This is a genomic window from Pelomonas sp. SE-A7 (genome assembly GCF_030345705.1).
Classification (GTDB): Bacteria; Pseudomonadota; Gammaproteobacteria; order Burkholderiales; family Burkholderiaceae_C; genus JAUASW01.
The window spans coordinates 3,086,107-3,098,710 of record NZ_JAUASW010000001.1 but is presented as its reverse complement, the minus strand read 5'-3'; the positions used below and the strand labels follow the sequence as shown (position 1 = coordinate 3,098,710).

At 57.3% G+C, this 12,604-nt stretch carries 17 protein-coding genes; all 17 read left to right on the top strand.

Going from position 1 to position 12,604, the window contains the following annotated elements; genetic code table 11:
- Positions 1 to 194: 194 nt before the first annotated feature.
- The 17 genes from QT382_RS14070 (at position 195) to QT382_RS14000 (ending at position 12,577) form a co-directional block, all read left to right on the top strand.
- Entirely contained in the window at positions 195 to 611 is a 417-nt protein-coding gene (locus QT382_RS14070; RefSeq protein WP_289254658.1) for a hypothetical protein, read from the top strand.
- A gap of 70 nt (positions 612 to 681) precedes the next feature.
- The gene (locus QT382_RS14065) at positions 682 to 1,080 is read left to right on the top strand and encodes a hypothetical protein (RefSeq protein WP_289254657.1); all 399 of its coding nucleotides are present in this window, start codon (positions 682 to 684) and stop codon (positions 1,078 to 1,080) included.
- A gap of 80 nt (positions 1,081 to 1,160) precedes the next feature.
- On the top strand, positions 1,161 to 1,454 hold the full coding sequence (locus tag QT382_RS14060; protein WP_289254653.1) for a hypothetical protein: 294 nt from the start codon (positions 1,161 to 1,163) through the stop codon (positions 1,452 to 1,454).
- 118 nt (positions 1,455 to 1,572) lie between these two features.
- Complete coding sequence (locus tag QT382_RS14055) at positions 1,573 to 1,911, top strand: low molecular weight protein tyrosine phosphatase family protein (protein ID WP_289254656.1); 339 nt, start codon at positions 1,573 to 1,575, stop codon at positions 1,909 to 1,911.
- A gap of 175 nt (positions 1,912 to 2,086) precedes the next feature.
- Entirely contained in the window at positions 2,087 to 2,548 is a 462-nt protein-coding gene (locus QT382_RS14050) for a hypothetical protein (RefSeq protein WP_289254655.1), read from the top strand.
- A gap of 73 nt (positions 2,549 to 2,621) precedes the next feature.
- Positions 2,622 to 3,197, top strand: a complete 576-nt coding sequence (locus QT382_RS14045) for a DUF4272 domain-containing protein (RefSeq protein ID WP_289254654.1) — start codon at positions 2,622 to 2,624, stop codon at positions 3,195 to 3,197.
- Positions 3,198 to 3,277: 80 nt separating this feature from the next.
- Positions 3,278 to 3,571 (top strand): hypothetical protein, encoded by a 294-nt coding sequence (locus tag QT382_RS14040; RefSeq protein ID WP_289254653.1) that lies wholly within the window; start codon positions 3,278 to 3,280, stop codon positions 3,569 to 3,571.
- Between the two features lie 128 nt (positions 3,572 to 3,699).
- On the top strand, positions 3,700 to 4,023 hold the full coding sequence (locus QT382_RS21095) for a hypothetical protein (protein ID WP_353957273.1): 324 nt from the start codon (positions 3,700 to 3,702) through the stop codon (positions 4,021 to 4,023).
- 856 nt (positions 4,024 to 4,879) lie between these two features.
- Positions 4,880 to 5,209 (top strand): DUF6968 family protein, encoded by a 330-nt coding sequence (locus QT382_RS14035; RefSeq protein ID WP_289254652.1) that lies wholly within the window; start codon positions 4,880 to 4,882, stop codon positions 5,207 to 5,209.
- A 477-nt stretch (positions 5,210 to 5,686) separates the two neighbouring features.
- Complete coding sequence (locus QT382_RS14030) at positions 5,687 to 6,013, top strand: hypothetical protein (protein WP_289254651.1); 327 nt, start codon at positions 5,687 to 5,689, stop codon at positions 6,011 to 6,013.
- A gap of 85 nt (positions 6,014 to 6,098) precedes the next feature.
- A complete protein-coding gene (locus QT382_RS14025; protein ID WP_289254650.1) occupies positions 6,099 to 6,698 on the top strand; it encodes a PIN domain-containing protein in 600 nt (199 codons plus the stop codon).
- A gap of 1,071 nt (positions 6,699 to 7,769) precedes the next feature.
- Positions 7,770 to 8,222: a DUF6998 domain-containing protein gene (locus QT382_RS21125; RefSeq protein WP_502929875.1), complete on the top strand. Its 453-nt coding sequence runs from the start codon at positions 7,770 to 7,772 to the stop codon at positions 8,220 to 8,222.
- A gap of 82 nt (positions 8,223 to 8,304) precedes the next feature.
- On the top strand, positions 8,305 to 8,700 hold the full coding sequence (locus QT382_RS14020) for a hypothetical protein (protein ID WP_289254649.1): 396 nt from the start codon (positions 8,305 to 8,307) through the stop codon (positions 8,698 to 8,700).
- Between the two features lie 492 nt (positions 8,701 to 9,192).
- Positions 9,193 to 9,690 (top strand): hypothetical protein, encoded by a 498-nt coding sequence (locus QT382_RS14015; protein WP_289254648.1) that lies wholly within the window; start codon positions 9,193 to 9,195, stop codon positions 9,688 to 9,690.
- Between the two features lie 569 nt (positions 9,691 to 10,259).
- Positions 10,260 to 10,496 (top strand): hypothetical protein, encoded by a 237-nt coding sequence (locus tag QT382_RS14010; RefSeq protein WP_289254647.1) that lies wholly within the window; start codon positions 10,260 to 10,262, stop codon positions 10,494 to 10,496.
- Positions 10,497 to 11,747: 1,251 nt separating this feature from the next.
- Positions 11,748 to 12,053, top strand: coding sequence for a hypothetical protein (locus QT382_RS14005; RefSeq protein WP_289254646.1), 306 nt, complete (start codon positions 11,748 to 11,750; stop codon positions 12,051 to 12,053).
- Between the two features lie 89 nt (positions 12,054 to 12,142).
- The gene (locus QT382_RS14000; RefSeq protein WP_289254645.1) at positions 12,143 to 12,577 is read left to right on the top strand and encodes a hypothetical protein; all 435 of its coding nucleotides are present in this window, start codon (positions 12,143 to 12,145) and stop codon (positions 12,575 to 12,577) included.
- Positions 12,578 to 12,604 lie beyond the last annotated feature (27 nt).

Below are 12,604 nucleotides of genomic sequence, written 5' to 3'. Positions count from 1 at the left end.
TTGTGCGCGAGGAAGGCCGGATGGTCGACCGCGATCTTCGAGTCTGGGCTGGGTGGTTCAGAATCAGGCGCCACAGTTCAGTCGGTCTGAGTTTCGAGGTGTGTCCTGCGTGGCAGCGGAATCCAGACCTAACCAATCGTTCCACCGGACGGCCTACGGCCGCCGGTGAACTCAGACGTTAGGCATCACAACGCATGCTTTGGACCACCATAGAACTTCGGATTGAGCCCGATATTGAGCGCATTGGAGAAGGTGCGCTCGCCATCCAAGTCCAAATCAAAGAGCGAGATGAAGACCTTGACGCCGAGTACCGACTTTGGCGTGGCTCGCTGTTCGGCCCAGTGACAAGCGATCTAATGAAGCAGGCTGCAACTCAGCTTGACCCAGGCCTTGCTCTTTCGCTTTTGACAGAGCTGAGGTCCGCGAACATAGCCGCATGCCCAAGGTTTGAAGTCTGGTTGCATCCAGTTGTCTATCGCTTAGAAGTCAACTCAGGTTTCAACACCGCGCAGTACTCTTGGCAAGAGGAATTGCCGGAGCAATGGCATCAACTTGGCTCAGTCGTTGCGCTTCTCAAGCGCATTGCGGAAGAGGCAAGAAATGATGCCTAACCAGTCGCTCGAGCCGACTCGCGTCGGCAAGCCGCCGCTCGCGGCTCAGCTTCAACGTTAGGGCGCGCGAATGCTTCGAATTGCAGGAATGCTTGCGCTTGCTAGCCTCATTGGTGTCGTCGTCTCGACATCGGCTGCTTGCGCCATTGGACTTTCTCGGGGAACAGATACCTGGTGCGGCTTTGTCCTTGTCTGGCCTATCGGAACGATCATCGCTGCGCCATTCGCGGTGGTCGTCGGCATTCCGGCAGATGCACTATTTCGTAGAGTCGGGCTTAAGCACTGGATCTGGTACGTTTCGGGCGGCTTGGTCCTTTCTTTGCCAGTTTGGTACGAGCTCGCGCAGCCGTTCGATTCACCGCGCTGGAATAGCGCAGGTTTCTTTGACTCGCTTCAGTATCTGGGCACCGGGGCGGTAGCCGGTCTGGCGTTCTGGGTGCTTCGTCGTTGGAAACAAAATGCGCCCTAACCAGTCGCTCGAGCCGACTCGCGTCGGCGTGCCGCCGCCGCTCGCGGCTCAGCTTCAACGTTAGGTCTCAGGAAGAAGCGATGCGCGGAATCATCGGATTGGCTGTTGTAGTCGCCTTAGCCTTCGCGACCGATCATTGGTTCGGTGCTATCGGCGTGACGCGTCTGTTCGGCTTGTTGGTTTTGGGTGCTTGCGTGTACGCGTGCTTCGCTCCCTCGTTCACCATTGCAGCGGGAAACACAGAGATAGCGAAATTGACTGGCTGGAAGAAGGTAGCTGCGCTCGTGCCGCTTGGCGCGGTTGGCCTGGCGCTCGTTCTCTATGCTCCAGCAGTCACGTGCATTTCTTCCAAGTACAAGCATCTTTGTGCGTAGCCAAATCAAAATGCAGCGGGTCGCTCTTGCGCAAGGTCTGAGACCTAACCAGTCGCTCGAGCCGACTCGCGTCGGCAAGCCGCCGCTCGCGGCTCAGCTTCAACGTTAGGCCGCATACATGGTCCGTGCATTGTTCGTTTGCTCACAGAATCGCCTTCGCAGCCCGACGGCCGAACAAGTCTTCTCGCAATACGAGGGAGTCGAATGCGAATCCGCCGGGGTTCACGAGTCGGCGAACGTGCCACTAGACCCTGAACTAATTGCCTGGGCCGACATCATCTTCGTGATGGAGAAATCGCACCGGAACAAGATCGCGAAGAAGTTCAAGCGCCATCTCGACGGGAAGCGGGTTGTTGTGCTTGGCATCCCGGATGAATACGAATACATGGATCCGTTCTTGATCAGACTGCTGGAGGCAAAAGTGCCGCCACTTCTTCGCGGGCATGCATCAAGATGAAGTGCAACGTGCAAGCCAAGGCTGTTGGCATGCTTGCGGGCCAGCGGCCTAACCAGTCGCTCGAGCCGACTCGCGTCGGCAAGCCGCCGCTCGCTGCTCAGCTTCAACGTTAGGCCACACGATGCTTTCGATGACACCCGAGTACGCGAATCGCCTGGCGCTCGCATACCGAGACATGGACGATGTGCAGAGGTATTTGGCCGCACATATGGACCTCGATCACCTGCAGCGGCAGTCCGGCAATTCGCGCTACTTCGATCACTGTGAAGCTGCCCTTGTTGCTGCAGTGGTTGCCTATTGCCGATCCTTCAAGCGATCGGAATCCAAAGGCAATGCAACTTCCAAACTGCAAGGTACCGATCTAATCTGCATAGAGTCAAACACCGAATTTGAAGAGCTACATTCCCTTCTGCTTGAACGTCGAGACACGGCTATCGCCCATGCGGATTGGGTTCAGCACAACACTGAGCTACTTTCCGTCGAGGAGAACTCTGTTTTTCGTCGCGTTTCTGTTCCGAACTTAGTCCAAGGAATTGACGTGCAAAAGTTTATGCAGCTTTCCGAAGCCATTCGGCAAGAGGTCGTAGCGAAGAGCCACGCCATTGACGTAAATGGTGGTTCGCGTGGAGTGGCCTAACCAGTCGCTCGAGCCGACTCGCGTCGGCGTGCCGCCGCCGCTCGCGGCTCAGCTTCAACGTTAGGTATCAGAAATGAGCAGTGTGTTGGATGAAGAGCCCGAAGACGAAATTCGCGATGCGGCGGCGATTGCGCGTCGTGCCATGGCACTCTTTGTTGTGGTCGCAATCTCCCTGGGTGCAGAACGGCGTAGGTTGACTGAATGGCTTCGTGTTGAAGACCTATGGGCTGAGCTCTCGCCAATCGAGCTGGCGTTTGTCGAATCTGATGAGCCGAGTGACAGGCAAATCATTAACGCTTCGTGGCGGAGCGAGGCGCTTTTGGTCCTGCTATGGTCGCTTGAGCTTATTCCTTCCATTCCTTCTCCAGCAGAGATCTGTGACCCTGAACTGTTCAAGGCAATCATGCCGCCATACGTCGAGCAGTCGGCACAGCAGTTCATTGCATCAGCGCGCAGAAGATCGGACGATGAACTCTTGGGAATGTCCGAGGCACTTCTCGACTTTCATTGGGAGGCGCGTGATGCGGCAATCAACGGTGTGCCAAACCCGAATGTTCACATTGGCATCGCTCAAGAGCGGCATCACGGAATCAACTGGGTTGTTGGGTACTGCGGGCTTCCCTGGGATGAAGTTACGACTGATACCTAACCAGTCGCTCGAGCCGACTCGCGTCGGCGTGCCGCCGCCGCTCGCGGCTCAGCTTCAACGTTAGGTCTCAGGAAGAAGCGATGCGCGGAATCATCGGATTGGCTGTTGTAGTCGCCTTAGCCTTCGCGACCGATCATTGGTTCGGTGCTATCGGCGTGACGCGTCTGTTCGGTTTGTTGGTTCTGGGTGCTTGCGTGTACGCGTGCTTCGCTCCCTCGTTCACCATTGCAGCGGGAAACACAGAGATAGCGAAATTGACTGGCTGGAAGAAGGTAGCTGCGCTCGTGCCGCTTGGCGCGGTTGGCCTGGCGCTCGTTCTCTATGCTCCAGCAGTCACGTGCATTTCTTCCAAGTACAAGCATCTTTGTGCGTAGCCAAATCAAAATGCAGCGGGTCGCTCTTGCGCAAGGTCTGAGACCTAACCAGTCGCTCGAGCCGACTCGCGTCGGCAAGCCGCCGCTCGCGGCTCAGCTTCAACGTTAGACATCAGGAGAGTTGATCCGTGCCACTGCGAAGGATCGAGGAAGTCGCGCTTGAGAGTTCCGGACGTCTGTTGGTGCGGCCGGAGCTGGTTGGTGGCGAAGGCTACGAGCAAATCTATCGCGCTGCGAATGGGCTCAGATGGGACCCAGGTCAGAAGGTGTTCTTTGCCTCTGAGCCGGAGCGTTGGGCGCACTCAGAATTTCTTTCCCACCTGGTACGTACGCTCGCGAATGAGTGCGGTACAACCTTGCAGGTTTCGAATTCGACGCGATGGGTGAATATCTCGGGTGAACTTCTAGCCGAGCTTGCCGCCGCTGCAGCCGGAGATGCGCCAGATGTCTAACCTGTCGCTCGAGCCGACTCGCGTCGGCAAGCCGCCGCTCGCGGCTCAGCTTCAACGTTAGGTCTCGGGAAATGCTGCTGATCGCTTGCCCACGAAGTCAAAGTGCTGCATTGCCATGCGGCGAGAACGACGAGTGTGCGAGCGCGGGAGCAGCCGAGGCTTGGAGGCTTCGAAGTCAGTCCTTCGCTAGTCGCAGGCGCGTTGTTGTGGCGAGGCAGAACAGTCAGTTCGTTGCAGGCGCTTCGCGCCGCAGTGCTGCGCCTGGCAGTCGGTTTGTCGAGTGGTCTGCGAGAGGCTGCTCGGTGGCCTGGCGCAAAGCCAGCCTGCGCAGAGTTGCAGGGCGCTGCTTGTGCGCGAGGAAGGCCGGATGGTCGACCGCGATCTTCGAGTCGTGGGCTGGGTGGTTCAGAATCGGGCGCCGCAGTTCAGTCGGTCTGGGTTTCGAGGTACGTCCTGCGTGGCAGCGGAATCGAGACCTAACCAATCGTTCCACCGGACGGCCTACGGCCGCCGGTGAACTCAGACGTTAGGCCGCTTGAATGAAAGTGATGCTCGCCATTGCCGGAGGTTTCTTGCTCATGTGGCCACTCGGATGGCTATTCGGAGCAATGAACTGGCCCGTCTTCCACAGCTGGGGTCTGGTCCACGGCGCGTTTGTGCTGGCTTGGCCCCTGCTGTCGGTACTCTGCTTTATCGCCTTCTGGCTTCTCAGCCGTGCAAACCGGTCGGGGTCTTCGTGAGCAAGCTTCCTAGGCGGCCGCCTAACCAGTCGCTCGAGCCGACTCGCGTCGGCAAGCCGCCGCTCGCGGCTCAGCTTCAACGTTAGGCATCTGGCGCGTCAGGGAGATAAGTTGCGATGACCATGTTTGCGGAACGAATCCTTCAGGCTATTGCGCCTGACGATGAAGAGTTCGAGATGAAGATTCGCGTTGGTAGTCCTCGACCTGATGGCGATGACTGGTCTTGCTTGGTCAGCATCACGCGAATTTTTGAAACCCCGAGGGAACTGCTCGGTGTCGATTCTTGGCAAGCCGTTCAAGTCTCATTGCAATTCGTTTCGACAATGCTCGATGACTTTGTGCGTCGTGGAGGCCAGCTCTTCTGGCCAGGCACGACTGATGTCGTATGCCCGGCCAGCATGTTTGTGCAGCCAGCAGATCGCTTGGTAGGCAACGAAGATGCCTAACCAGTCGCTCGAGCCGACTCGCGTCGGCAAGCCGCCGCTCGCGGCTCAGCTTCAACGTTAGAGCGCAATACATGATTTCTTCTCTGCCACCAGAGGTCGTCTCCAACTTGCCGGCCGGTCGTCTCGCTTCGAATGGGGCCTGGTTGGTTTTGCCTGAGACCGACGATCTAAGGGACGGAATCAGCACCGTGAATCGATGGCTGCGCGCTGAAGACTGGTATCCGTCTACGCTTCAAGATGTGATTTGGTTTGGGGACGACGGAACAGGAAACTTCTTTGGTTGGAGGCCGGGGCCGCAGTGTGCTGTGCTTTGGAACCCCGAGGACGGTGCATCGCCTTGGAAAGAGGGTAGCGTTCATGCCCTTTGGGAGTTCGTGCTCAATGGCTACAAGAATGCGCCCTAACCAGTCGCTCGAGCCGACTCGCGTCGGCAAGCCGCCGCTCGCGGCTCAGCTTCAACGTTAGGCCGCAGTCCTGATGATCTTGCTCGACGATTCTCTTCAACCTGTCGATCCACCTGATCCCTATTCACGGGCGTCAGACGTGATCTCGTGGAGAAAGTCGAATGATGGGTCGCTCGTTCTCGAGGTGTTCCGGCGCAGCTCGGGGTTGATTGGTTTCCGATTTCACGCATGGGTTGGTTGGCGCGATGCGGCCGATGAAGTTCGTGCCCATGGTTGGCACGACGTGGAGCCTAGTCCTGCCTTAGTGACGGATGACGTTCCGGAGGCGCGTCGGCTTGCCGAAGTAAGTGCAGCAGATTTTTCGGTGGTCTATGCTGGTGAATGGAACCATGCGGCCTAACCAGTCGCTCGAGCCGACTCGCGTCGGCAAGCCGCCGCTCGCGGCTCAGCTTCAACGTTAGCCATCTTCAAGAGAGGTTCGCCCTTTGCGAAAGAACGTTGTTCTAGTGGACTTCGAAAGCGTGCAGCCGGAGTCCTTAGCATCGCTTGATCACGATCACTTCAAGGTGATGGTGTTTCTTGGCGCTAGCCAAGCCAAGGTACCCGTTGACCTGGCTATGTCAATTCAACGACTGGGCGAGAGAGCGGAGTACGTTCAGATCAGTGGCAATGGGCCCAATGCGCTGGACTTTCATATTGCTTTCTACATTGGGCAGCTCGCCGCGATCGATCCGACAGCCTTCTTTCACGTGATCTCGAAAGACAAAGGATTCGATCCGCTGATACAGCATTTGAAGTCACGGAAGATCTTTGCTGGTCGATCGGCTGACATAGCTTCCATCCCGTTGGTTAAGAGCTCATCCGTCAAATCGCCCCATGAGCGGGCGGTCGCCTACATGGCAAAGCTACATGAGCCCAAAGTCACTAGGCCGCGCGCGATGAAGACCTTGTCCGGCTCAGTTCGATCCTTCTTTCAGAATCAGCTTTCCGACGCGGAGGTGTCGGAAGTGATTGAGCAAATGCGGTCAAGTGGGTTCATCACAATCACTGAAGGGCGAGTGGCGTATGCACAGAAAGATGGCTAACCAGTCGCTCGAGCCGACTCGCGTCGGCAAGCCGCCGCTCGCGGCTCAGCTTCAACGTTGGGCATCATGAACGTCAGTCCGAGTCTTCTTCGAAAGATTGCAGCCTGGCTCTTCGCCGTCCCTAGTTTCGTGGCCCTTCTTGCTCAGGTCTCAATCTGGGCAATACCGGGATGCAATCCAAATCCTTATGCTGTCGGCGAGTGCTTGATTGGGGGCGCCAATATCGCGCAGGCCTTACTGGTCCTGCTTTTGGGCGGCGGGTACGCTGCCATGGTTCTCGGAGTCCTTGTCTGCGCGCCGCTGCTCGTTGCGTCGTTTGTCTTCGGTCTCTTGTTCAAGCGTCGGCAGCATGCTGCCCAACCCATCGCTCCAGCGGACGGCCTTCGGCCGCCGCTGAGCTAGTACGTTAGGCTTCAGAGAAATGCACGCCACTCTTTGCAGAATTGTTGCGTTCACTGCGATGCTTGGATCCTCCCTGGAAGTATCGGCCTGCTATTCGCCGGGCCACCACACCAATGAGGACCTCATTCGCGATGCTGAAGCAATTGTGGTTGCAAAGGTTGTCGCTGGAACGCTTGAACATTTTGGGAACCCGAACTGGCCATCGATTGAGATGACCCAGTTTCAGGACGGAGATGGACCCGGGCCAAAGGTGACATTCGAGGTAGTTCGAACGCTAAAAGGGGCACCCACGGCCATGCGCTTTGACCTCGTAGGCGCGCTCAAGTACTTTGGCCCGAACAAGGCGCCTGTTCCGTACGAGTTGGCGCGCCCAGGTGCGCAGAGCGGGACTTGCTTTGCGTATGACTACAAGTTGGGAGGCACCTTCTTGCTGTTCCTGAAGAACGGAAGTCCGTATTGGTCCGCAGTAAGACCGACCAATGAAGAGGTTCGTGGAATACGGGACAAGTGGTTGGCATGGGTGGAATCGAGAACTCGGCGGATCTCTACGCTCCGAATCGATCCTGAAGCGAGGAAACCCAATCAGCAGCCTAACCAGTCGCTCGAGCCGACTCGCGCCGGCAAGCCGGCACTCGCGGCTCAGCTTCAACGTTAGGTGCCAGAGCAGGTATGTCGCGTAGCTCGATCGATAGTGTCCCGGCCTTGGTTCAGCGCTTGTATGCACTGGTTGCCGAATTCGAGGAGCTCTTCCCGGGCCGAAAATTCACGCCTGACGGGCACTTGGTTGGAAGCATCGGTGAAGTCGTAGCTGCACACCGATACGGGTTAAATCTTCGTCGTGCGTCGACGGAGGCTCACGACGCGGTGGCATCGGACGGGCGGGCAGTTGAAATCAAGGCAACACAAGGCTCGTCCGTCGCGTTGCGGTCAGAGCCAGAGCATCTGGTTGTCCTATTCCTAGGAAAGGACGGGCAAGCCAGTGAGGTGTTCAATGGTCCGGGGGCAATTGCTTGGTCAAACTGTGGCGCAATGCAGAAGAATGGGCAGCGACCAATCTCATTGTCAAAGCTCCGAAAGCTTATGGCAGGGGTCACGTCCACCGAGAGGCTGCCATGCCGCTAGTGGCACCTAACCCTTCGGTCAACCGGACGTGCCTCCGGCACGCCGGTTACCTCAAACGTTAGCCCTCACGCCGGAATCAACGATGAGAATCTTTGCACTGCTATTGACCTGTTTCAGCTTGATCTTCAGCGCTTGCGGCCAAGACCAGGAGCGACTTATCGCGGGTGGCCTTTACTCCACGAGAGACAAGAACGGAAGCTACTCTGTCTTTAAACTCCTTAAGCTCGACTCACAGGGCGTCCACCTTCGCCTGTATAGCAATCAGTTTGCTGAGCATCCGGCAACTCTTGATGAGTCCAAGCTGTTCATTGCAGGAATGAATCGCAAGCCCAACGAGACGCTTGGCATGGGTCATGCGCCCATAAGCCGCAAGTCATTTGCGTCATGGGGTGCTCGTTTCATCAAGGTTGTGCCGGTGAAAGAAGAAGAGCTTGAGGGGTACAAGATGTGGAAAGAAGCCGATGGTGGCTATTTCTAAATCGAGGGCTAACCGGTCGCTCGAGCCGACTCGCGTCGGCAAGCCGCCGCTCGCGGCTCAGCTTCGACGTTGAGCCCACCATTGCCATCACCCCTTGCAACGTATCGTTCAGCGCCGCTTCGCGTGAGTCGGGCGGCTGCGTAATGCACGAAGCGCGCAAGAGCTTGGCTGGTGTCGCGGCTCTCTGCGGCGACAGCTCTGGTGCGTGGCTGGGGTTGGTCCGGGCTGCGGTCCGGCAAAGCCGGCCCGACACTTGCCACTTCGCCCGCCACGCAAATCAACCCATGAGTTTCGCCATCGCGCCTGCCGTGTCTCGCATGGGCCGCCTGTCCACAGGCAGGCGGCGCACGGTTTTGCGTTCGCCGCCAAACTCGTCTTTCATGTCCACCAGTCTGGTGGCGAGCGGGTGTAGTGGGCCCAACCCATCGCTCCAGCTGACAGCCTACGGCTACAGCTGAGCTCAGACGTTAGAGCGCATTAATACACTTGCACATGGCCAAGATCTTCTCGTACTCCTTCTCCCTGACACCGCCGGCTCCGGCCGAGCAAATGCACGAGTACTCCTACAGCGAGTTCTTGCTTGACCTACCGAGTCATTGGAAGCAGGTGCCGAACGCTACGGACAACACGCTCAACTTCTCATCCGAGACCCATAGCGCAGCGCTCATCATTTCCGCAGACTTCTATGAAATCCCAGATTCGAAGGCTCAATCGATTGCCGAGAAGTGTCTGGATAGCAGGCTTGAGGCCTTAGAGGAGCTGAGTCCGGGGCAAGTTGAGGTCCTTCACAGAACGATCAAACCTCATTCCGGTGGTAGTGGGCTCGAGCTGAGCTTCGCCGCTGAAGCTCATGGGCACGTCCATATCTACCTGGGCTATGTCACCTCAAGGAAGATCCTCAACGTCACGTTAATTGCGCCGCCGAGCAAGCAATCGGCAGCAGCGCTCTTCAACAAAACGGTTGCCAACTTCCGGCCAAAGCTTCCTTAATGGGACGCAACGTTTCGCCAAGAATGCGCTCTAACCAGTCGCTCGAGCCGACTCGCGTCGGCAAGCCGCCGCTCGCGGCTCAGCTTCAACGTTAGGCCCGGCAATAGTTCACCTAGGGGAGGGCTCTGTGTTTGCTATTGAAGACACTCTTCATTCCGAGACTCTGGAAAGCAAATTCAAGGAGTTCCACGAGGCCATGGCCGAACTTCGCCGCTTGGCTGCCATTCCTTGGGACCAGAGTCCAAACATCGCTCCATGCGTACAGTGGAAGACTTGCGGCAGGGATTACGAAATAGTTGAGTACGACGACACAACGGTTCCGTGGAGAGAGCTTGCGCGGACCCCAGTCGTGGCAGTGCGAGCAACAGGGATCAAGTGGAACACCTAGGAATGCTGCCTGTGCAATTGAAGGCCGCATGGCCTAACCCGTCGCTCGAGCCGACTCGCGTCGGCGTGCCGCCGCCACTCGCGGCTCAGCTTCAACGTTAGCCAACAAGGGTCGCATGGAACCGAGAGATTGGATCGCACTTGCCGCTCTGTACATTGCGATCTACTACGCAGTGGCTCGCATGGCCATGCGCAAGTTGCAATCCATTGATCCCGACTATTACTCCGAACTTGGAGAAAAGCCTCGCGTTGGAATGAGCAACTCAATTGCCATTGGACAAATGCTGTTTGATCGAGAGCTTCCAAAGCAGTCATATCCTGCAAGCGTGAGCGGCATGATCATGGTTGCTCGTTACATGCTCTTCCTTAGCCCTGTCGTGCTTCTTGGAGTCATCGGTGTCGCACGAATTGTTGGCTAACCAGTCGCTCGAGCCGACTCGCGTCGGCAGGCCGCCGCTCGCGGCTCAGCTTCAACGTTAGGCCGCAGAATCCACCAGATGACGAACGCAATGAATGCCCTGGCAGACCGTGTCCTTTCAGGCCCATTTCTGGTCACAGTGGGAATTTGCGCAATGCTTGAGCTGCTCATCATTTGGCTCGCGTACGGATACGTCGGCTCCTTGATGGGCTCTGTGATCGTCTCGGTCTTCTTCTTTGGCCCAGCCTCGCTATGGGTTGGTCCGCCGTTGTATCGCCACTTGGTTGGGGCCTGGCGGTGAGTTCGCGAGACTTGGCGTTCCAATCCAGCGTGCGGCCTAACCAGTCGCTCGAGCCGACTCGCGTCGGCAAGCCGCCGCTCGCGGCTCAGCTTCAACGTTAGGCATCAGTAGGAAGATCACCAATGAGCGGGAAGTTCTTACGGCGCGGCGCAATCATCGACACGATCAAGAGCGAGGAGCGCACAAACGCGAGGCAGAAGCGAGGTGGTACGCGGCATCCAGTTCGCGTAACGTCCTGCGGATGCCCCGACCCCAACTGCGGCGCCTGGCACACCATTCTTGAGGATCGAGACCTCCCCACTCCAGAAGAAGCGGAGGCAAGGCTCAAATCAAGGAAGGCAGCCGTTCGGGCGGTTCTGAAGGCACATGATGCCTAACCAGTCGCTCGAGCCGACTCGCGTCGGCAAGCCGCCGCTCGCGGCTCAGCTTCAACGTTAGGCATTGAGCTCAGGAACGTCGTTCTTCGAACAGGAGTTGAAATGCAAGTCTTATCACGTCAGGGCATCGCTTCGGTGCTTGCTGCCATCGCCGCAAGCACTGCGTCCGTCGGGTACGCACAGGGAGAGACCCGGATCCCGAGAAGCATGGCTGGTGACAAAGGCAAGTACTACTTGCTCGAATCAAGGAAGGTCGGTGACGTTGTCCACGCCTTGCACAAGCGCATTGGTGTTGACGCAGTTGATTTCACTCGCACAGAGACGAATTGCAAGACACGAAAGATGCGAGAGATTGGTACCGGCGAAGGTTCAATTCAGAAGATCAAAGTCAATCCGACAAAGTGGTTTGATCTAGTTCCTGGCTCTAGCAAATGCGATCTCGCGCAGTTCGTTTGCAAGTGGTAAGTGACTTGAGCAAGGCAATGCCTAACCAGTCGCTCGAGCCGACTCGCGTCGGCAAGCCGCCGCTCGCGGCTCAGCTTCAACGTTAGAACTCAAATTCAGGAGGCAGCTTATGCGCCGCGTTCTTCAAATGCTGTTGCTGTTCGTTGCGACGGTTCTTGTTGGCTGCTCCTCCGGAGATCCAGGTCGTTTGGGCGGATCCTGGCAGATGGTTGGTCCTGTGAAGATGAAAGTTCACTTCCGCCAAGGTGAGGTGGAAGCGCTTGGGATCATTGACAAAGTTTCGTATGAATCCAAAGGCAATGACGTGGTCGTTACCTATGAGTCTGGTCTGATGAAGGGTACTGCGATGCGCTACACCTTGATCGGGAACGACACGGTACGCTCCGAACTCGGCGACATGAAGCGCACGAAATGAACTACGAGTTGAGTTCTAACCAGTCGCTCGAGCCGACTCGCGTCGGCAAGCCGCCGCTCGCGGCTCAGCTTCAACGTTAGACCTCACAAATGCCGAAGTTTCGATCGCTGCAGGTCCGTGACTGCCCAGGGGTCCTTTGGGCCATTTATCGGGAGTACGAGGGGCGAGCTATTGCTTCCTTCGAGGGGGATCTCTCGGCGCTGCGTTTTGAAGAGTTTCTAGGCTGCACCTTTGAGCCCACAGCGGCGCTGCCGCGACAAACTCAAGAACCGTTGATGGACTTTGTTTGCGTTCCGATCACTTCGTGGAATTTGGTCGCTTTGCAGCGGTTGCTTGCCGAGCCTGGCATGTTTGGAGAGGACGGAGCCATCATCCACACTCAAGTTTCAATGCGAGAGGAACCGATCCTTGTTGCATGCGACAACTTCCACGATGACTGCACTGTCGCATCGGCTGTTGTGCCGGCATCCCTCCTTGCCCGGCTCCAGGCCAACGGTGTATTGCGGGGCTACAGTGAGGTCTAACCAGTCGCTCGAGCCGACTCGCGTCGG

Coding starts and splice junctions, on each gene's coding strand:
- QT382_RS14070 (WP_289254658.1), top strand. CDS start 195: ATGCTTTGGACCACCATAGAACTTCGGATTGAGCCCGATATTGAGCGC.
- QT382_RS14065 (WP_289254657.1), top strand. CDS start 682: ATGCTTCGAATTGCAGGAATGCTTGCGCTTGCTAGCCTCATTGGTGTC.
- QT382_RS14060 (WP_289254653.1), top strand. CDS start 1,161: ATGCGCGGAATCATCGGATTGGCTGTTGTAGTCGCCTTAGCCTTCGCG.
- QT382_RS14055 (WP_289254656.1), top strand. CDS start 1,573: ATGGTCCGTGCATTGTTCGTTTGCTCACAGAATCGCCTTCGCAGCCCG.
- QT382_RS14050 (WP_289254655.1), top strand. CDS start 2,087: ATGGACGATGTGCAGAGGTATTTGGCCGCACATATGGACCTCGATCAC.
- QT382_RS14045 (WP_289254654.1), top strand. CDS start 2,622: ATGAGCAGTGTGTTGGATGAAGAGCCCGAAGACGAAATTCGCGATGCG.
- QT382_RS14040 (WP_289254653.1), top strand. CDS start 3,278: ATGCGCGGAATCATCGGATTGGCTGTTGTAGTCGCCTTAGCCTTCGCG.
- QT382_RS14035 (WP_289254652.1), top strand. CDS start 4,880: ATGACCATGTTTGCGGAACGAATCCTTCAGGCTATTGCGCCTGACGAT.
- QT382_RS14030 (WP_289254651.1), top strand. CDS start 5,687: ATGATCTTGCTCGACGATTCTCTTCAACCTGTCGATCCACCTGATCCC.
- QT382_RS21125 (WP_502929875.1), top strand. CDS start 7,770: ATGTCGCGTAGCTCGATCGATAGTGTCCCGGCCTTGGTTCAGCGCTTG.
- QT382_RS14020 (WP_289254649.1), top strand. CDS start 8,305: ATGAGAATCTTTGCACTGCTATTGACCTGTTTCAGCTTGATCTTCAGC.
- QT382_RS14015 (WP_289254648.1), top strand. CDS start 9,193: ATGGCCAAGATCTTCTCGTACTCCTTCTCCCTGACACCGCCGGCTCCG.
- QT382_RS14010 (WP_289254647.1), top strand. CDS start 10,260: ATGGCCATGCGCAAGTTGCAATCCATTGATCCCGACTATTACTCCGAA.
- QT382_RS14005 (WP_289254646.1), top strand. CDS start 11,748: ATGCGCCGCGTTCTTCAAATGCTGTTGCTGTTCGTTGCGACGGTTCTT.
- QT382_RS14000 (WP_289254645.1), top strand. CDS start 12,143: ATGCCGAAGTTTCGATCGCTGCAGGTCCGTGACTGCCCAGGGGTCCTT.